Origin of the sequence: Neomoorella stamsii (assembly GCF_002995805.1) — a bacterium.
Taxonomy (GTDB): Bacteria; Bacillota; DSM-521; order Neomoorellales; family Neomoorellaceae; genus Neomoorella; species Neomoorella stamsii.
This window is the reverse complement of sequence record NZ_PVXL01000031.1, coordinates 1-17,683: the sequence shown is the minus strand read 5'-3', so window position 1 is coordinate 17,683 and position 17,683 is coordinate 1. Positions and strand designations below refer to the sequence as shown.

Here is a 17,683-nt window from a genome sequence, read left to right as displayed (position 1 = left end):
CCTCCTTCACACTGCAAACGGCCCTTCAGCGTAGATTAAAGCCCCGGTAGGACAGGCATGGGCACAGGCCGGCTCCCCGCGACCGCTACATAAATCACATTTCCAGGCCTTCCTCTTGCCGGGAAAAGGAAACACCGCCCCTAACGGGCAGACGGTAACGCACATCCAGCAGCCGACACATTGCTCCCAGTCGCTGGCAACTCCCCCTTCCGGGGTAAAATGCATGGCCCCACTGGTACAGGCTTTGAGGCAAGGCGGGTCCTGGCAATGGCCACAAACCGCAGGCCAGGCGCCTTCCCCGGCTGGCTGGACCTGGAGGCGGGGCCTGTTGCTAGAACCTGGAGCATTAGTACGGGTCTGGGCTTCAGAACAGGCCAGTTCACAGGCCAGGCAGGCCAGACAACGCTCAGGGCGGACAAATAACTGTTTCATCGCTTTTACTCCTGTTCCCCTTCTACGACTCACCGGTGCTTTCTCCTATCCGTCGTCCCAATTCTCTTCCCAACTCCCTTGCCCGGGCCACCAGTCTTTCGTTATCACCGGCCCGGCAAAACATTTCTGGCTTTATTTCGTGGCTCCCATAATACAAGGGGACATTGCTATAAGCACATTCTTCACCATACCCGCAAGAAAGACAGGGAGCATTGCCGGGAACCTGGATACTACCTACCAGGTTCATGCGATACCAATTAAAAAAGTATCTCAGGTATTCTTCCACCCTGGTGGCATCGCGAAATCCTCCGGCTACCGCTATGCCAAACTTACCCTGGGTTAACATCACACGATGCTTCAGGGGATAAAGCCTCTCTAAAAAAGTTTTTGTTAAGGCGTTTAATGAAAAAAAGGTGGGGAAGCCCCCGATGACAATCCCCCGGGCAGCTTCCACCTTGGCCAGGATTTCATTCATCCCATCCTGCTGGACACACCTGTTGGTAGCAGCGCATTTTAAACACGCCAGGCAAGGACGCAGGTGGTAACGGGATAGCTTGATAAACTCTGTTTCCAGGCCGGTAGCGACAAGGATTTCCTGGATAACAAAATCCAGATTACTATTAACTATTGGACTGCCGCTAAAGCCGACTACTAAAGCCATTTCTTTTGCCTCCACCGAAAACTACTTACATTACCCCTGCAATTATACACCCGCCGGTCTTTCCTGAGGTATGCTCCCACAATCTTCCTCCAACTCCCGCGGCCCCACCAGGGAGAGGACCAGGCAGAAGCAGCCCACTACTACCAGGAAGGCCACCAGGCCAAAAAGCCCCATCTTATATAACCACCCGAAACGGGTAACAAGGAGCAGTACCATGGCTGCCGTCAGTATCCCGGCGCCCATAGCTAAGTTCTTCTTCCCAGCTGTAAGCTCGCCGCCTACTTGCCACTGGCCGGCCTTTTCTACCAGCGTTACCATTATCAGGGCCAGAATGTTCATGGACATACCAAAGAATACCGGGTGGATGTTGAGGTAAAATTTGGCAGGGTCCCAGTGACCGAGAGCATACCAAGTGAGACCGCTGATAAAGCCTGCCGCCAGGGCGGCTACCGCTGCTCGCTTCGTGGCCAGGGGCCAGAAAAGGGCGGCTACTACCGGCGCAAAGGTCGCCCCGTTGCGGAGTGTCCAGGCAAATACATTCCACCAGGCAGCCTGCTCGCTACGGAGAATGCCAAAAATAATCATCATTACCGTCAAAACTACCAGGGAAACCTTGGTGTAGTAAACCTTCTGGGCATCGGTTATCTTTGGGTTAATGGCGGCCATGGTGTCCCGTCCCAGACTGGTGGCCCCGGAAAACTGGCAGGGGGCACCCCACCCCAGGGCACAGGCCCAGACACCAAGGAAAAAGAGGCCTACCAGGGGAGCCGGTAAAACCTGCGCCAGGTACAGGGGCACCTGTACCATGCCCCGGGTACCACCAGGGGCTACTACCGCCGCCGCCAGGCCGAAGAGCACGCCGAAGAAGATAAAGATAATGTTGGCGGCAAAGGCCATGAGCAAACCTTTACGCCCTTCCTCCACCGTCCGGCAGGAGAGGGCCATCTGGAAGGCTGCCTGAGCCAAAAGTACGTTAATTAAAAAGGTGGCAAACCAGGCGATGATTAACTGCAAACCCACCCCGTCCAGGCTGAACATGGCCGGCTTGCTAGCCGCCAGCTGGGCCAGGCCGCTGAAGCCGGGTTTGATAAAGAAGGCTATGCCCCCTATAATAAACATAATGGCAAACATGATGTTATTGGCCGTCTGGGTGACCACTACCGACCACATCCCGCCGGACTGGAGATAAATTAGCAATAACAATGCCGTAATAACTACCGCCATGGTAATAGGTATATGGGTAAAGGCAGAAACAGCCGAGGCAAAGGCCAAGGTTGTAGCCACCGACCACATGGGGAAGGTAAAGGCGGTAATGGCGCCCGCCACACCCAGGGCCACGCGACCAAAATGGTCGCCAATCAACCCTGATATGGTCACCATCATCCGTTTCCGGAAATTACCGATGAGAAGCAAGGCAATAATCAGGACATGGACCATTTCGGCCACACCGTACCACCCGGCCGAAATGCCTTTTACATAGGAAAGTTCCATAATGGCAATAAATGAGGAGCCGGAGAATAATCCCGTGATACAGACAAAGACCATCCACGGCCGGAAAGAACGGCCACCGACAAAGTAGCCTTCGCTGCTCTGGGCTCTACGGCGTACCACGTTGCCCAGAAAAATCAAGACGGCCGTATAAACTATGGCTAACCCAATGACCCAACTACCAGCAGCATTCATTACCATACCTCCCTTTCCCTCAGACCTAGGGCCTCTAGCTCGTAGCGTAATACCTCGCAGGCTAGAATAAAAACCATCTATGCCTCCTGGTAATGGCGATAATCCTCAAGATAACGCATGGCCCACTCATCCCGGCCAGCAAGCAAGTCGGCAGCCCTGATACTCCGGCGGATCCCCCTTGCGATAGGATCAACAATCAAGGCCGTCGCCCCGGCAGCTATGGCCTGGGCAAAAAAGGCCTTATTGATAGCCTGGCGATCGGGTAACCCGTGGGAAACATTGCTGGCCCCTAAAATCAGGTTTAAACCTAATTCCTGGGCCACCAGGCGCATGGCTTCCAGGGTAATGACGGCTGCCTTTTGATCTGCTCCTACCGTCATGGCCAGGCAGTCAATAATAATGTCTTCCGGCCTGAGGCCAAAGGCGATAGCCCGTTCCAGGATATGCCGGGCTATGGCCAACCGCTCTCGCGGCTCCTGGGGGATGCCTTTTTCATTCATGCAGAGGCCAACGACTGCTGCCCCGTACTCTTTAACTACTGGTAAAATACGCTGTAAAGATGCTTCCTCGCCCGTTACTGAATTTACCAGGGCCCGGCCGTGGTAAGCCTTAAGGGCTGCCTGTAGGGCTTCGGGCTTGCTGGAATCAAGACATAAGGGTACATCGACAACATCCATTACCGCTCTAACCGCTTCCGGTAAAAGGGCAACTTCATCAACGCCGGCAGCCCCGACATTAACATCCAGCATATCGGCCCCGTTTTTTACCTGGGCTACGGCCTCTTCCTGGATTAAAGATAAATTACCTTCCTGGAGGGCCATGGCCATCCTTTTCCTGCCCGTAGGGTTAATCCGCTCGCCGATGATTACCGTGGGTAGGCCCGGACCAATTTCTACCTGTTTATCTTTGCGTGAAAGTATTGTCTTCATTTAACTCACCTTCAGTAATTCATTGGCCACATCTACAGCTGCAGCCGCATCTTTACCATAACCATCGCAGCCAGCTTTCCTGGCAAACTCTTCCGTGATGGCAGCCCCACCAGCTATGATTTTTACCTTATCCCGCAGGCCGGCATCTTCAAAGGCTTTAACTGTCGCCGGCACATAGTTCAAAGTAGAAGTGATCAGGCAAGACATGGCAATAATATCTGCCTTATAATCCCGGGCCGCCTGGACAAATTTTTCCGGGGCAATATCAATCCCCAAATTAATTACTTGAAAACCGGCACCCTCGAGCATCATGGCTACCAAATTTTTGCCGATATCATGGAGATCTTCTTTTACAGTGCCAATAACTATTACTCCCCGCGAGTTTGTTTCTGAAGCTGAAAGTAAAGGTTTCAGTATATCCAGGCCCGCGTGGGTAGCCTTGGCGGCAATCAACACTTCCGGGACATAAACCTCGTTGCGTTTAAATTTTTCCCCGACAACATTCATGCCGGCAATGATACCTTCATTCAGGATTTGTTGCGGGTCAAAGCCCTCCTCCAGGGCCCGGGTACAGCATTCTTTAACTACATTTGGCTTATAGGTGATGATGGCATTTTTAATTTCCTCCAGGATGCTCACGCTATCTCCTCCTTTTGCTGGGCGGCAATTTTGGCAGCCGAATATTCCCTCGCTGTTTTTAACATTGCCCTGACATTTGCATCGGGAGTGCCATAATCACACCCGACGGCATCAATGGAAAGCTTGTCATAAGGAGCGCCAATATCAATGATCCGTTTTACATCTCCGGCAATTTCTTCCGGCGAACAATTTAACATGCGGACAGGGTCGATGCGGGCATTGACAAAAACGTCTGGCATGAGTTCCCGCAAACGTTTTAAATCCGTCATGGGACCTACTTCCAGGAAGGAGAGATTGTTAACCTTGGCATAACCCTCCAGCATATGATCGGCCTTGCCACAATGATGGATGCCGAAGGGCTGTAAGGTTGCTGAAAGCCTGTTTTCGTAAGGGAGGACAAATTCTTCAAAGGCCTGGCGCGAGATCTGGACTACCGTACAATCAGGCAAAACATACATTTCTGGCGGTGCCATGGGCGTAACTGACGAAGCCAGGGTGCCCGTCCGGCTTTTGACATAACGGGCCAGCTGGATAATGGTTTCCGTACAGATATTAAATAGATGATGCACCAGGTCGGGATTTTCAAAGAAATCGATATAGAGCTGGTCTCCCCGGATCTTTAAACCCAGGTTTAAAACCCCGGTGGTATTAATGTTACCGGTGACCCGGCCATATTTTTGTTCCAGGTAATCCATTTGTTTGATAATTTCCGTCATGGGGTAAGCCTGGGTAATATCGGGTACTTTTAACTGGAAGATCTCTTCTTCTGATAAATTAGCCGGTACCGCCCAGGGAATGGCGTCATCAAAGAATTTAACTTCGCACCCAAAGACCTCCGGCAAAAGAACCATACCGTAATCAATAAAAGGTTCGGGTTCGGGATCGGGTTTCCCCATACCTACATCGCCAAAACGTTCATACAGGATACGCTGCTGTTTTTGAAAGGCATCTACCCGGTAGTCGGGATCATAATAGTACTGGCGGTTATAAGAAATACCGTAATTCTTATACCACCAGCTGGGATAAAAGCCCACTTTAGCGTTAATATATTTGGTGGCCATTTGGCAAACACCCCCTTCAGTTATCTGGTAATTAAATTTTTGCAAGAATCATGCCAGGGATGAAAAATAAAAAAATACCTGACTTTCTTAGTCAGGCATAATTTTATTTTCAGTATTTTTGACTTAATTGGTGCCCCGCTGTACCACTTTTAATATTAAAAACCTAAAAGCACTTTAATTTCGCACTGGTACGCTGGGCTACCAAGTGGTGCTCTGCTGTACCAGTCCATATTCGCGGGCCTTACGTAAAAGGGTGGAATGGGCTATCCCCAAACTTTCTCCCGCCCGCCTCAAGCTATGGTGCTCCTGCAGGGCCCGGGAGATAAGCTTTTTTTCTAATATCCGGGTGGCCTCATTAAGGGGAATTAAATCATCTACGTAAATTGTTACTCCTCCCTGGCCTCGATCCTTACAGATATAGGCCGGCAGGGATTTACAGGTAATTACCTTTTCTTCCGTAGTTACCACCAGGCGTTCGACCAGGTTCTCCAGCTCCCGGACATTTCCCGGCCAGGTATAGCTTATAAAAGCAGCAAAAACATCTTCCCCTAACTGCTTGTTTAAGCCGTAACGCTGGTTATACTTTTGTAAAAAGGCCCGGGCCAGGGGTAAAATATCCTCCTTGCGTTCACGCAAGGGTGGAATTTCAATGGGCACTACGTTAAGGCGGTAGTAAAGGTCCTGGCGAAATCTCTTTTCCGCCACCAGCTGGCGTAAATCCTGGTTGGTAGCAGCAATGATCCTTATATTGAGGGCAATCGGCTTACGCCCTCCCACGCGAAAAAGCTGCTGGTCCTGAAGTATCCGGAGCAATTTAACCTGTAAATTTAAAGGCATTTCCCCAATCTCATCCAGGAGAACTGTGCCCCCGTTGGCACATTCTAATAAACCTATCTTGCCCCCGCGTGTGGCGCCGGTAAAAGCCCCTTCTTCATAGCCAAATAGTTCGGATTCCAACAGATTTTCCGGGATGGCACCGCAATTAACCTGCACAAAAGGCCCGTTATGCCGGGGACTGGTACGGTGAATTATTTTGGCAATTACCTCTTTCCCTACACCTGATTCTCCTGTTAACAGGACGGTGGAATCAACATGAGCCACCCTGATAGCCTGTTCTACAATCCGTTCCATCTGTTTGCTCTTAAATATAATTTTTTCTGTTTCTAATAAACGCGCCCGCAGTTCATTTAATTCTGTGGTGAGCCGGGCGGTCGCATCACGATTTTGCTCCAGTTCTGCCTGCAGGCGATTGAGCTCGGTCATATCGCGAATGTTGACCACAACCCTGGCAATTGTTCCTTCTTCCGTAAATACCGGGTTACCGGTAATCAAAACGTCCCGCCCTGCGGCTGTAATTACTTTGACAGTGGCTGGTTTTTTATGATGGGTTACCTGTTGAAAAATATCGTCAAGATATTTATTTTCCTGAAAGTTACTTCCCGCCTCACCCAGGATACGCTCATAACTGGAATTAAAGCGTAAAACATGTTTATCCCGGCCCAAAACAACAATACCGTCATAAGAAGAGGCAATGATGCTTTCCAGTTCATTATTCAAGGCTTTAACGGCACTTAATTCATTATAAGCATTTTCCAGGGCGGAAATATCCTGCAGTACAGCAACTGCTCCGGCCACTTTATTATTAAAATATAAAGGATTTTCGCTTAAAATAATAACATTATCATTTAATATTACCCGTCGTCCATTTATCACCTGGTTGGCCTTAATATCTGTAAGCAAATCACCTTCAGGGAAGACATCTTTTATTTTTCGCCCTAAAATAGCTTTTGCCGGCATGCCGAGTATTTTTTCAGCCGCAGCGTTAAAGTGGATAATCTCTCCTTCTTCATTAACAGCTATAATACCATTCGGTACAGCTTGCAGGATAACTTCTAACTGATTTTCTGTTTCCTGGAGAGCCTCGTATACCTGGTTAATAAGACTAAGGCGAGTTAAAATTCCTTTCAGCTTCTGGTCATTATCTACCACCAGGAGGCGTTCCAGGGGTAAATGAGCAACATCATGAAAGGGTGTATCTTCATGGATACTTACCAGATTACGATCCATTACTTCGACCACAGGCGTATCAAAGCTTTTTCCTGCTCGCAAAGCCTTAATCAATTCCCGGATGGTAATTATCCCTACTATTTTGTCGTGTTCGCTTATTATAGGCGCACAGGTAAAGGGGCCACAGAGATAGATATCGGCTGCCTCGCTCAAGGTGGCATTGGCAGCTAAAGTTTGGGGTGTATGATACATAACTTGTTTAACGCGAAGCATCCCCTATCCCCCCTTATATTTCGATATAATTTATTATACATTCCCTATATATAAAATTCAATTGAGCTGTATTCCTGCTTTCACTGTTCTGGACCTCTCCCCAGACAATAACTACACCTGGCCCCCCAGTAAAAAGCGGCTCCTGGCAGTCGCTTTTGCGATTTCCTAAAAGTTTGGGGAAGATCGGCGAGCCCTTGAAAAACCTGACCGGGCAACCAATCTTCCCCTTTTTACTACTACCTTGCCGGATGCTATTTGCCCGCCGGGCCTGCCTGGGGCCTGGCCTCCGCTACAGTTAAACTTTCTGCCCTTTCTTCTCCGGTAAAGGCAATTACCATGCAGAAGGCAGCAATAAAGATCAGAAAAAGGACCATGCCAAAAACGCCTTTAGCATAAAGCCAGGTAAACTGGTTAACAGCCAGGATGATTAATGCCAGGCCGGCAACCATGGCCCCGAAACCAACACTCCTGGCTGCTCCTTTCCCGGGTATCGCCCAGCGATAGCTGCCAGTCCTTTCAATCAAGGTAACCAGGGTTAAAGCCGAGACGTTAAAGATCATACCAATCCACACCGGGTGGATGTTCAGGTAAAACTTCGCCGGGTGCCAGCCGCCCAGGTGATACCAGGTTATACCAGAAACAAACCCGGCGACCAGGGCGCTTACAGCTGCCTTTCTGGTAGCCAGCGGCCAGAAGAGCACCCCGATGACGGGAGCAAAAGTGGCCCCATTGCGGGCCGTCCAGGCCAGGACATTCCACCAGGCGGCCTGTTCCGTGCGCAGGAAGCCAAAGATAATCATTAAGCCGGTTAAAATTACCAGGGACCATTTGGTGTAGGCAACCATCTGCTTATCGGTAACTTCAGGATTCAGGGACGAAACTACGTCCCGTCCCAGGCTGGTGGCCCCGGAGAACTGGCAGGGAGCCCCCCACCCCAGAGCGCAGGCCCAGATACCCATGAAGAAGATGCCCACCAGGGGTGCCGGTAAAACCTGGGCCAGGTATCTGGGTACGGCTACCAGGCCACGGCCGACGCCGGGGGCTACCACCGCCGCTGCCATGCCAAAAAGAACGCCTAGGACGATAAAAACAATGTTAAATCCTGCTGCCCAGAGGAGACCCTTTTGTCCTTCTTCCGGCGTGCGGCAGGAGAGGGCCATCTGGAAGGCCGCCTGGGCCAGAAAGACGTTGACCAGGAAGGTGCCGAACCAGGCGAGGATTGTCTGCAGGCCAACGGTAGTCAGGCCGTACATGGCCGGTTTGGTCACCGCCAGCTGGGCCAGGCCGGCGAAGCCGGGTTTAAGGAAAAAGGCTACCAGACCGATTATAAACATCAAGGTAAAGGCCACGGTATTGGCCGTCTGGGTAAAGACCACCGACCACATGCCGCCAGCCTGCAGGTAAATTAGCAGGAGCAGGGCGCTGAAGATTACCCAGGTAGATAACGACATCCCTGTAAAGGCGCTCATGGCAGCGGCAAAGGCCAGGGCATTGGCGGTAGCGTACATGGGAAAGGTAAAGGCCGTGACAGCGCCGGCGATGGCCTTGGCCGTGCGCCCGTAGCGTTCACCGATCAACCCGGATACGGTCACTACCAGGCGTTTGCGGAAGGGTATAACAAAAAATAAGGCAATAATTATCACATGGATTAATTCCGCCACGCCATACCAGCCGGCAGAGATGCCCGTGGTATAGGCCAGTTCCAGGATGGCGATATACGAGGAACCGGAAAAAAGCCCGGTTATACAAACAGCCACCATCCAGGGCTTGAACTTACGGCCGCCCACCCAGAAGTCCTCACCGCGGGCGGCCCGGCTTCTGGCTACGTTGCCGGCAACAATCAGAGCGACTGTGTAAATGACAGCCATAAATAAGATCCAAAAAGCGTAGGTATTCACTCACAGTTCCCCCCTGTAGCCTTGTTAAGATTTAATTCTCTCTAGTGAATGCCTTCCCCGATATCCACTTTTAACTACCGCTGGCTTCTTTTAAGAAGGGGTAAGGATACTCCTGGCCGTTAATTTTAAAAGCATACTCGATGGAACCGGCTGTCTTCATCATATTGGCTGCCGAACAGTACACCTCGTCAGCCAGCTTGATGGCGTGGGCCACCTTGTCCGGCGGGATATTGGCCCCCTGGAAATGATAAACTACCCGCATATGGGTAAAAATTTTGGGATGGTCGGCAGCCCTTTCGCCTTCAACCGTAATGGTCAGGTCATCATAACTGACCCGCATTTTTTGCAGGATGTGGGTAACTTCGATACCGGTACAACCGCCCAGGGCCATAAGCATCAGTTCCATGGGCCGGGCACCCTGGTTCTCGCCACCATAGATGGGGCTGGCGTCCATGGCCACCCGGTGGCCGGCACCGTCATCCCCCACAAACTGCATCTTACCTGCCCAGTTGACTGTGACTTTTGCCATCGAAATCATCCTCCTCTGGGTTATTCTTGTTACCGCTATCACTTATTTTGTAGGTTGCAAAAATCATGCCAGGGTATATAAATCCCCTTGCACCATCTCCGGCTACAAGGGGATGGGATAAAAAAAGAACCTTTTCTGGTCTGTTTGTGCACCAGTAATCTCGGTTATTTACTTTGTTCATGTGGTCACATTATAATTTAACCCCGTAAATTAATCCGGTGCAGTTTCAGACCGCTTCGGTGCAATTTTGCACCACAAGCTCGTAGGACTGGGCCTTGCGCAATAAAGTTGAATGGGATACCCCCAGGGCCCGGGCGGCCTGGCGCAGGCTGCCATACTGTCCCAGGGCCATGGTAATTAATTGCCGTTCCACCTGTTCCCTGGCCTCCCGGAGGGGTAAAAGCTCCCTGAGGACCAGGGTTTTACCGGCCTCTTGTCGTTCCCCTTGGAATTCAAGGGGCAGGTGTTCCGGCTGGATTAAGTCTCCTTCGCCCATAATGACAACGCGTTCCATGGCATTCTGGAGTTCCCGGACATTCCCAGGCCAGGAATAAGCCTCCAACACCTTGCAGGCAGCGAAGGACAGGCGTTTAGCCGTACCGTATTTATTATTAAACCCTTCCAGGAAGTGCCTGGCCAGGGGCAGGATATCTTCCCGCCGCTCCCGCAAAGGCGGAATCCTTATAGGCACTACATTTAAACGGTAATAGAGGTCTTCGCGAAAAGTCTTTTCCCGGACCATCCGGGCCAGGTCCTTGTTGGTCGCAGCCAGGACGCGGACATTGAGCTTAATGGCATGGCGACCGCCAAGGCGATAAATCTCCTGCTCCTGGAGAAAACGCAACAACTTGACCTGCAATCCAAGGGGCAGGTCGCCTATTTCATCCAGGAAGAGGGTGCCGTTATCGGCCACCTCCAGGAGACCAATTTTTCCTTCTTTACTGGCCCCGGTAAAGGCCCCCTTCTCATAACCGAAGAGTTCTGATTCGAGCAGGTTTTCCGGGATGGCACCGCAATTAATTTCCATAAAGGGACCGTTACAGCGCCTGCTGTGCCGGTGAATCAGCCTGGCGATTACTTCCTTACCGACACCAGATTCCCCGGTAATCAGGACGGTAGAATCGACGGCCGCCACCCTTAAGGCCTGGTCCACCACCCGTTGCATGGCCGGGCTCTGGCGGATCACCTCGGGAGCCGCCAGGTGCCGGGCTCGCAGGGCCTGGATTTCAGCTGCCGCTCGCTGGGCCTCTTCTTTGAGATGGCGCAGTTCCGTCATATCGCGGATGCTGATGACCACCTGGGAAACGGTCCCCTCTTCGTTGAGGATGGGACTACCAGTTAGTATGGCTTCCCGGCCCGCCGGCGTTTGGTACATGACGGTCACCGCCTTGCGGCTGTCCCGGACCAGGCAGCAAAGCTGGTGGAGTTGACCTTCTGCCAGGGTGGCATCCGGCTGTAGCTTGTGGCCCACTAGGAGCGGCTTAGCGCCCGGCGCCATAATGCGGCCGTAGGCTTCGTTCACCCCCAGGACAACGCCCTGGCTGTCAATAACCACCATGCCGTCGTAGCATGCCTCAATAACGCTCTTGAGCTGCCGGTTTAAAGACTTAACCACCTGCAGCTCGCTGGAGATGGCCTCCAGTTCGGAAATATCCTGCAGGACCAGGACAACTCCCTGCTCATGGCCCTCCCTGGTAATGGAACTGCGCCGGATGGCCAGGGTTCTATCTCCTGCACGCGCCTTATGAAACTGGTCACCGGCTGCTTTGGTAAGAAATTGGCTTAAACCAGACGCCGCCAGGACGGTGGCCGCCGGCTGCTCCAGGGCTGCTGCCACCGGCAGGTCGAGGAGCCGGGCAGCCGCCGGGTTGATGTGGCATATTTTCCCTTCCCGGTCGACGGCAATGATACCGTTTGGTACCGCCTCCAGTACTGCCGCTAGCTCGCGTTCCGCCTTTTCAAGGGCCCCGTGCACCTTATTGATCAGGCCAATCCTGGTCAGGACGCCGCTCAAGCGCCGCTCTTTGTTTAAAACAATGAGGCGATCAATGGGTAAATTGGCCACCTGCTCAAAACCTGTATCCTCATCGATGCAGACCAGTTTCCTATCCATGACCTCTTCAATAGGCGTAGCCATGGTAGCCCCCTGCTGCAGGGCTTCCAGGAGGCGAAAGACGGTAATAATGCCCACCACTTCGCCGTCGGCGTCCAGGACCGGAGCGCAGTTGACCTGCTGCCGCTGGTAGACGGCCACGGCATCGGCCAGGGTCTGCCAGTAGTATAACGTCTCCGGGTTGTTGAGCATGACCTGCTTGACCTGCATGAGATACACCAGCCCTTAAAAATTTAGGGATAGGCCCCGTACTACTTTCTACGTCAAGAGACCAATCCCTATTATAACAGGTGGTGCGCTTTTGCACCAGATACAAAAACAGCCGGCCTGGTATTGAGCTGGGGCCGGCTATCTGTTGGGCCAACTTTATAAGCAACCCGCCTTGCGAAAGGTGGGAAGGAAAAGTAGATAATTTTTACCTAGATGGTTACCATGGAATGAGATACTGCTTTTGCTAAAAGCTCGAGAGTGATAAAATATTAAGTAGAAAGTTGTTTTTCGACCCGGAGCTGATTTAAATTTTGCTTAAATGGGGAGGTATGCATCAACTTGGATCAAGAAATTCTCTTCCTTGTCGAAGAGTCTCCTGAAGGCGGTTACGAAGCTCGTGCTCTCGGTTATTCCATTTTTACAGAGGGTAAATCAGTGGAAGAACTTAAGGATTCTGTTCGCGATGCAGTTCGCTGCCATTTTGAAGAAAAGGATTTACCGCGGGTGATTCGCCTCCATTTTGTAAAGGATGAAGTAATCGCCGTATGAAAATCCCGAGGGACATAAGCGGGGAAGAACTGGCCAGGTTACTCGCCAAGTTCGGTTATCAGATAACGCGGCAGACTGGTAGCCATCTACGTCTCACCACTATGTTTAACGGTGAACATCATATCACCATTCCCCGCCATAATCCATTAAGAGTAGGTACTCTTAATGGCATACTAATTGATGTTGCAAAACATCTAAAGATCAGCAAGGAAGTGTTGGTAAAAGACCTTTTTAATAACTAAGGGGGCACGTGGTTGCCCCCTTAGTTGTTTTTAAATCAACTCCCGGCTGAAGGCGACCTTGAAGTCCCGGGGCTGATCCAGGCGCACCAGTTCCAGGCCCAGGCGGTCCAGGGTGGCCGGTGTGGGCCGGCCCTCCTCGTCCCAACCGCGGCGGTGGTAATAGGCCTGCACCAGCTCCGGTAACCTCGTAAAGGGCCCGGCTTTAATACCCCCGTCTGCAATCCCTTCTCGCAGGAAACGCTCCGGCAGGGTGTCGGCTTCCCGGCCCAGGCCCTCCCGCAGGTTGAAGGCCCGCTCCAGGGCCAGGCTGCGCTCGGCGGCCATGTGGAGGTCCTCCAGGGCCAGTTCCGTACCGGTAAAGGCCGTCAACATTTCAGTCATCAGTTCCAGGGGCAGCCAGCCGCCCAGGTAGGCAAAGAGACAGCCGATACCTGTTTCCAGGGCTACTATCGTCTCCTGGATGCGGCTGACCTGGTCCGCCAGGTCCTCCCCCTGTCGGTCTGCAGCAAAAAGCCCGGCATGCAGGGCCTTGCCGTAGCAGTAGCTGCCCCCCAGGGCCGAAACGACCATCCCCAGGCCATGAAGGGGGCGCACTCGCGGGTCATAACCCGGCATCTCAATCCCTTTAATGGTCATGGCGTATTCAGCCGTGCCGGAATCGATATACTCTGCCACTCGGCGTACTCCTTCAGCCAGGAGCTCACCGAGCCCCATCCGGTAGGCGATCATGCGGATTAATTCCAGGGTGGTTTCCGGCCGTTCCCAGCCCAGGTCAAGACCCTCAGCTTTAAGTAAACCCCGCTGCTGCAATTCATAGGCAAAGGCAATACTGCCCCCGGTGGAAACCGTGTCCAGGCCCAGGTCGTTGCAGCGTTCGTTGGCTGCCGCCACCAAGTCCGGTTCGAAATGACCCGGGTTGGCTCCCAGGGCCCAGCAGGTCTGGAACTCCGGTCCTCCTCGCTCCAGAAGGTGAGGCTGGTGAACCGTATCAACGTCCGCCTGCCAGGCGCCCTGGAAATTGCGGGTAGGTAAAATGGCGCCCTTTATAGCCCCCGGCAAAGGTGCCCGGTGATCCCGGCGGTCAATCAATTCCCGCTGTCGCTCCAGCAGCCGGGACCAGAGCTCTCTATTAGCTGCAGGTATATCCGTTTCGGTGTCTACGACAATGGCTTTAAGTTTTTTTGCTCCCATGACGGTACCCACCCCGCCGCGAGCGGCCGTACTGTGGTTGCTCACTATGCTGGCATAGCGCACCAGGTTTTCCCCCGCCGGGCCGATGCAGGCCACCCGCGCCTCCCGGCCATGGCGCCGGCGCAGTTCGGCCTGGGTAGCCTGCGTCCCCTGGCCCCAGAGGTCATTTGCCGGCCGCAGTTCTACCCGGCCCCGGGGCCCCAGGTAGAGGTAAACTGGCTCGGCGGCCTGGCCGGTTAAAAAGAGTATTTCGTACCCGGCGCCGTGGAGCCAGGCACCGAAGTCGCTGCCGCCAACGGAACGGATAAAGCCCCCGCTTAAAGGGCTTTTGGTCACCGCCAGCCAGCGGTTAACCCCCCTGGCCCCGCTGCCGGCCAGGGGACCGGCGCTAAAGATTAAAATATTCTCCGGGCTTAAGGGTTCTACTCCCGCGGCCAATTCGCCATAAAGATATCTGGCCGCCAGGGGCCGGCCGCCGATAAAGTCACGGCATACCTTTGCCGGTATATCCTCCTGGCGGATGCTGCCGTCGCTTAGATTCACCCGTAAAATTTGCCGCTCCATAAAAACACCCCGCCTTTACTTTTCCTTTTAGTATCGGCAGGGTGCTGCCAAGCTATTCCGGGATATATACGTCATAATTGGGGCAGGGATCAAAGTGCTTTTCTACCTTTCCAGCAGTACTACCCGGGCCGGTGCCGCTTCAGCCCCCAGGATGGGGAGGGGAAGGGCCAGTATGTGGTAAACCCCCGGGGGAACCCCCTTTAACCGCAAGCCTTCAATGATAACAATCCCATTTTCTAGCAAGGTCCGATGGGTCGGGTAACCGGGCTGGTCCCGCTCCACCCCCAGGGCATCCAGGCCGACGCCACGGACCCCTTTTTGAACCAGATAGGAGGCGGCCCCGGCTTCCAGGTAGATAAAGCCGGCTTCATTTCCGGCAGCCCAGGAGTTTTTAGTTTTCAGGAGAATAAAGTCGCCGGACCAGACGGGCTGGCCCTCCAGGTCCCTGGCTGTAATGCGGTCGTTGACTGTCGTCAGGTCCAGCACCCGGCAGGATCCGATTAAAAGCGACAGGTCGAGGTCGGCGGTGGTGGCCCCCCCAGGGATCACATGGGCGGGGGCATCGATATGGGTCCCGGTGTGGGTATCCAGGAGCCAGCGCGTTTCCCGCACGCCGTTTTCATAGTCGCGGGTGATTTCCGTTTGCGGCTGCTTCTCCGCCCTGTTTTTGTAGACCGGCATGCCGTGGTATATGGGCATGGATATGTCGTAGATACGCAAGCTTTCACCAGTCCATTCATTTATTTCTAGCTACCCACGTTCCGGCAGCAATTTATCTTCCTGCCACCAGTGGCGGCCGTCCCGGATTAAGAGTTCCCTCGCCGCCGGTGGTCCCCACTGGCCGGCAGCGTAATTGGGAAAAAGGGGTGGCCTCGCCGTCCAGGCAGCGGCAATGGGGTCCACGAACTGCCAGGCCGCCTCCACCTCATCCCAGCGGGTGAAAAGGGTGGGGTCCCCCCGCATTACATCATAAAGCAGGCGCTCGTAGGCCTCGGGGGAGTTGACGCCCACCTCGCAGTTCTGGCAAAAGTCCAGGCGGATGGGTACGATGTAATTATTATTCCCCGGCCGCTTGGCATTGAGCTGGACGTAGACACCCTCCAGGGGCTGGACGCGGATGACCAGGAGATTGGGGCGTAATTCGCCGTATTCCTTGAAATACAGGATATCCGGCAGGGATTTAAACTGGAGGATAATTTCCGTCACTTTCACCGGCAGGCGCTTGCCCGTACGCAGGTAAAAGGGCACGCCGGCCCAGCGGAAATTTTCGATGAAAAGCTTTAAAGCGATAAATGTTTCCGTCGTGGAATCAGGAGCCACTTCCTTTTCCCGGCGGTACGGCGGTACCGTTTGCCCATCTATCTCCCCGGCACCGTACTGGCCGCGGATGACGTTCCTGCTGACTGCCGCCGCGTCCAGTGGTCGTAATGAGCGCAGCACCTTTACCTTTTCGTCGCGGACAGCTTCAGTGGCCAGGCTGGCCGGCGGTTCCATGGCCACCAGGGTCACCAGCTGCAGGAGGTGGTTCTGGACCATGTCCCGCAGGGCCCCTGCCCTGTCGTAATAGCCGCCCCGGTTCTCTACGCCCACCGTTTCCGCCGAAGTAATCTGGACGTGGTCAATATATTTATTATTCCAGACCGGTTCAAAAAAGGTATTGGCAAAGCGGATGACCATGATGTTCTGGATCATTTCTTTGCCCAGGTAATGGTCGATGCGGTAAATCTCTTCCTCGCTGAAAGCCGCCCGGAGCTGGCGGTTTAATTCTGCCGCCGAAGGCAGGTCATGGCCGAAGGGTTTCTCAATAACAACCCGCTGCCAGCCCCGCGCCGGTACCAGGCCTGCTTCCTTTAGGCTCCGGACCACGGGGCCAAAGTGTTCCGGGGCCACGGCCAGGTAAAAAATGCGGTTGCCCTGGCAGTCAGCTGCCTCCTCCTGTTCCGCCAGGAACTGTCCCAGGCGGGTATACCCCCCCGGGTCATAAATGTCGGTCCGGAAATAGTGCAAGCAGGTGGCAAAGGGCTCAAAATAGGCGTCCAGGTCAGAGGCGCGGCGGGAAAAGGTCTGCAGGGACGGCAGAAGTATCTCCTGGTGAAAACTGTCCAGCGTAAAATCGCGCCGGCCCACAGCTATTACCCGCAGAGCAGGCGGCAGGAAACTATCGACAAAAAGGTTGAATAAAGCCGGGTAAAGCTTGCGCCGGGCGAGATCTCCCGTGCCGCCAAAGATCACCAGCAAGCAGTTGTCCGGCCTTTCCAGGCCCATATCCTACCCGCCTTTCTACCCATCTTCCCTCCTGATATGGAAGGGCCTTGTCAAGCCCCTCCGAAACTTTTTTGCGAAACCTGTTTTAGGGACAGAAATATCCACCCACTGCTTAAGGCAGCAATCAAAGTTGGACGTCTAAGGATTTTAACCCTTTCCGCCCGGCTCTGGCAGCCCAATCCTGGGCGGGGAGCAAGCCTGTCAAGGGCCGCGTAGCGGGCCGCAGGCTTTACCCTTGACTGGCGCAGCGACCCGCCCTATAATGCAAAAGCTGCCGGGCGGATTGCGCTTTATTTTTCTTGTTTTGTTCTCCCACCCCTCATCCAGGGTGCAGGGGGCAATAGGTGGGTTGGGCTTAATCGACGGTTGCTCAACCTGATATGCGTGGATTGGCTACCACAAGACGTTTATGCGTCGGGAGCTGCCCCGGTCTATAA

General features: G+C 53.5%; 15 protein-coding genes. 2 read left to right on the top strand and 13 right to left on the bottom strand.

Going from position 1 to position 17,683, the window contains the following annotated elements:
• Positions 1 to 6: 6 nt before the first annotated feature.
• From MOST_RS05520 to MOST_RS18180, 10 genes are all read right to left on the bottom strand, one after another.
• Positions 7 to 432, bottom strand: a complete 426-nt coding sequence (locus MOST_RS05520) for a 4Fe-4S dicluster domain-containing protein (RefSeq protein ID WP_054935990.1) — start codon at positions 430 to 432, stop codon at positions 7 to 9.
• Between the two features lie 22 nt (positions 433 to 454).
• The gene (locus tag MOST_RS05515) at positions 455 to 1,093 is read right to left on the bottom strand and encodes a flavodoxin family protein (RefSeq protein WP_054935989.1); all 639 of its coding nucleotides are present in this window, start codon (positions 1,091 to 1,093) and stop codon (positions 455 to 457) included.
• 42 nt (positions 1,094 to 1,135) lie between these two features.
• Entirely contained in the window at positions 1,136 to 2,776 is a 1,641-nt protein-coding gene (locus MOST_RS05510; protein WP_054935988.1) for a sodium:solute symporter family protein, read from the bottom strand.
• A gap of 77 nt (positions 2,777 to 2,853) precedes the next feature.
• On the bottom strand, positions 2,854 to 3,705 hold the full coding sequence (locus tag MOST_RS05505) for a dihydropteroate synthase (RefSeq protein WP_054935987.1): 852 nt from the start codon (positions 3,703 to 3,705) through the stop codon (positions 2,854 to 2,856).
• Positions 3,706 to 4,344: a cobalamin B12-binding domain-containing protein gene (locus tag MOST_RS05500; protein WP_054935986.1), complete on the bottom strand. Its 639-nt coding sequence runs from the start codon at positions 4,342 to 4,344 to the stop codon at positions 3,706 to 3,708. It abuts the gene before it with no gap.
• Positions 4,341 to 5,405: a uroporphyrinogen decarboxylase family protein gene (locus tag MOST_RS05495; RefSeq protein ID WP_054935985.1), complete on the bottom strand. Its 1,065-nt coding sequence runs from the start codon at positions 5,403 to 5,405 to the stop codon at positions 4,341 to 4,343. Before MOST_RS05495 ends, MOST_RS05500 begins: the two co-directional genes overlap by 4 nt.
• A 198-nt stretch (positions 5,406 to 5,603) precedes the next feature.
• Complete coding sequence (locus MOST_RS05490; RefSeq protein ID WP_054935984.1) at positions 5,604 to 7,685, bottom strand: sigma-54-dependent Fis family transcriptional regulator; 2,082 nt, start codon at positions 7,683 to 7,685, stop codon at positions 5,604 to 5,606.
• Between the two features lie 251 nt (positions 7,686 to 7,936).
• Positions 7,937 to 9,583, bottom strand: a complete 1,647-nt coding sequence (locus tag MOST_RS05485; protein ID WP_054935983.1) for a sodium:solute symporter family protein — start codon at positions 9,581 to 9,583, stop codon at positions 7,937 to 7,939.
• 70 nt (positions 9,584 to 9,653) lie between these two features.
• The gene (locus MOST_RS05480; protein WP_054935982.1) at positions 9,654 to 10,112 is read right to left on the bottom strand and encodes an OsmC family protein; all 459 of its coding nucleotides are present in this window, start codon (positions 10,110 to 10,112) and stop codon (positions 9,654 to 9,656) included.
• A gap of 226 nt (positions 10,113 to 10,338) precedes the next feature.
• Positions 10,339 to 12,435, bottom strand: a complete 2,097-nt coding sequence (locus tag MOST_RS18180) for a sigma-54-dependent Fis family transcriptional regulator (RefSeq protein ID WP_054935981.1) — start codon at positions 12,433 to 12,435, stop codon at positions 10,339 to 10,341.
• A gap of 339 nt (positions 12,436 to 12,774) precedes the next feature.
• On the opposite strand from MOST_RS18180, the gene MOST_RS05470 reads away from it, so the two are divergent.
• Together MOST_RS05470 and MOST_RS18470 are read left to right on the top strand one after the other, a co-directional pair.
• Positions 12,775 to 12,984 carry a 2-oxoisovalerate dehydrogenase gene (locus MOST_RS05470; protein WP_054935980.1) on the top strand — a complete coding sequence of 70 codons (210 nt, stop codon included), beginning with the start codon at positions 12,775 to 12,777 and terminating at the stop codon, positions 12,982 to 12,984.
• Positions 12,981 to 13,226, top strand: coding sequence for a type II toxin-antitoxin system HicA family toxin (locus tag MOST_RS18470; protein ID WP_054935979.1), 246 nt, complete (start codon positions 12,981 to 12,983; stop codon positions 13,224 to 13,226). The genes MOST_RS05470 and MOST_RS18470 overlap by 4 nt, the downstream gene beginning before the upstream one ends.
• Before the next feature lie 30 nt (positions 13,227 to 13,256).
• Here MOST_RS18470 and MOST_RS05460 read toward each other — a convergent pair whose 3' ends face one another.
• From MOST_RS05460 to zwf, 3 genes are all read right to left on the bottom strand, one after another.
• Positions 13,257 to 14,981, bottom strand: coding sequence for an aldehyde ferredoxin oxidoreductase family protein (locus tag MOST_RS05460; protein WP_054935978.1), 1,725 nt, complete (start codon positions 14,979 to 14,981; stop codon positions 13,257 to 13,259).
• 102 nt (positions 14,982 to 15,083) lie between these two features.
• Entirely contained in the window at positions 15,084 to 15,701 is a 618-nt protein-coding gene (locus MOST_RS05455) for a cyclase family protein (protein ID WP_054935977.1), read from the bottom strand.
• 30 nt (positions 15,702 to 15,731) lie between these two features.
• On the bottom strand, positions 15,732 to 17,246 hold the full coding sequence (zwf, locus tag MOST_RS05450) for a glucose-6-phosphate dehydrogenase (protein WP_054935976.1): 1,515 nt from the start codon (positions 17,244 to 17,246) through the stop codon (positions 15,732 to 15,734).
• Positions 17,247 to 17,683: the final 437 nt, after the last annotated feature.

What these genes read in the sequence shown, in the direction of transcription:
- MOST_RS05520 (WP_054935990.1), bottom strand. Translation starts at nt 432, where the DNA reads ATGAAACAGTTATTTGTCCGCCCTGAGCGTTGTCTGGCCTGCCTGGCC.
- MOST_RS05515 (WP_054935989.1), bottom strand. Translation starts at nt 1,093, where the DNA reads ATGGCTTTAGTAGTCGGCTTTAGCGGCAGTCCAATAGTTAATAGTAAT.
- MOST_RS05510 (WP_054935988.1), bottom strand. Translation starts at nt 2,776, where the DNA reads ATGAATGCTGCTGGTAGTTGGGTCATTGGGTTAGCCATAGTTTATACG.
- MOST_RS05505 (WP_054935987.1), bottom strand. Translation starts at nt 3,705, where the DNA reads ATGAAGACAATACTTTCACGCAAAGATAAACAGGTAGAAATTGGTCCG.
- MOST_RS05495 (WP_054935985.1), bottom strand. Translation starts at nt 5,405, where the DNA reads ATGGCCACCAAATATATTAACGCTAAAGTGGGCTTTTATCCCAGCTGG.
- MOST_RS05490 (WP_054935984.1), bottom strand. Translation starts at nt 7,685, where the DNA reads ATGCTTCGCGTTAAACAAGTTATGTATCATACACCCCAAACTTTAGCT.
- MOST_RS05480 (WP_054935982.1), bottom strand. Translation starts at nt 10,112, where the DNA reads ATGGCAAAAGTCACAGTCAACTGGGCAGGTAAGATGCAGTTTGTGGGG.
- MOST_RS18180 (WP_054935981.1), bottom strand. Translation starts at nt 12,435, where the DNA reads ATGCAGGTCAAGCAGGTCATGCTCAACAACCCGGAGACGTTATACTAC.
- MOST_RS18470 (WP_054935979.1), top strand. Translation starts at nt 12,981, where the DNA reads ATGAAAATCCCGAGGGACATAAGCGGGGAAGAACTGGCCAGGTTACTC.
- MOST_RS05460 (WP_054935978.1), bottom strand. Translation starts at nt 14,981, where the DNA reads ATGGAGCGGCAAATTTTACGGGTGAATCTAAGCGACGGCAGCATCCGC.
- zwf (WP_054935976.1), bottom strand. Translation starts at nt 17,246, where the DNA reads ATGGGCCTGGAAAGGCCGGACAACTGCTTGCTGGTGATCTTTGGCGGC.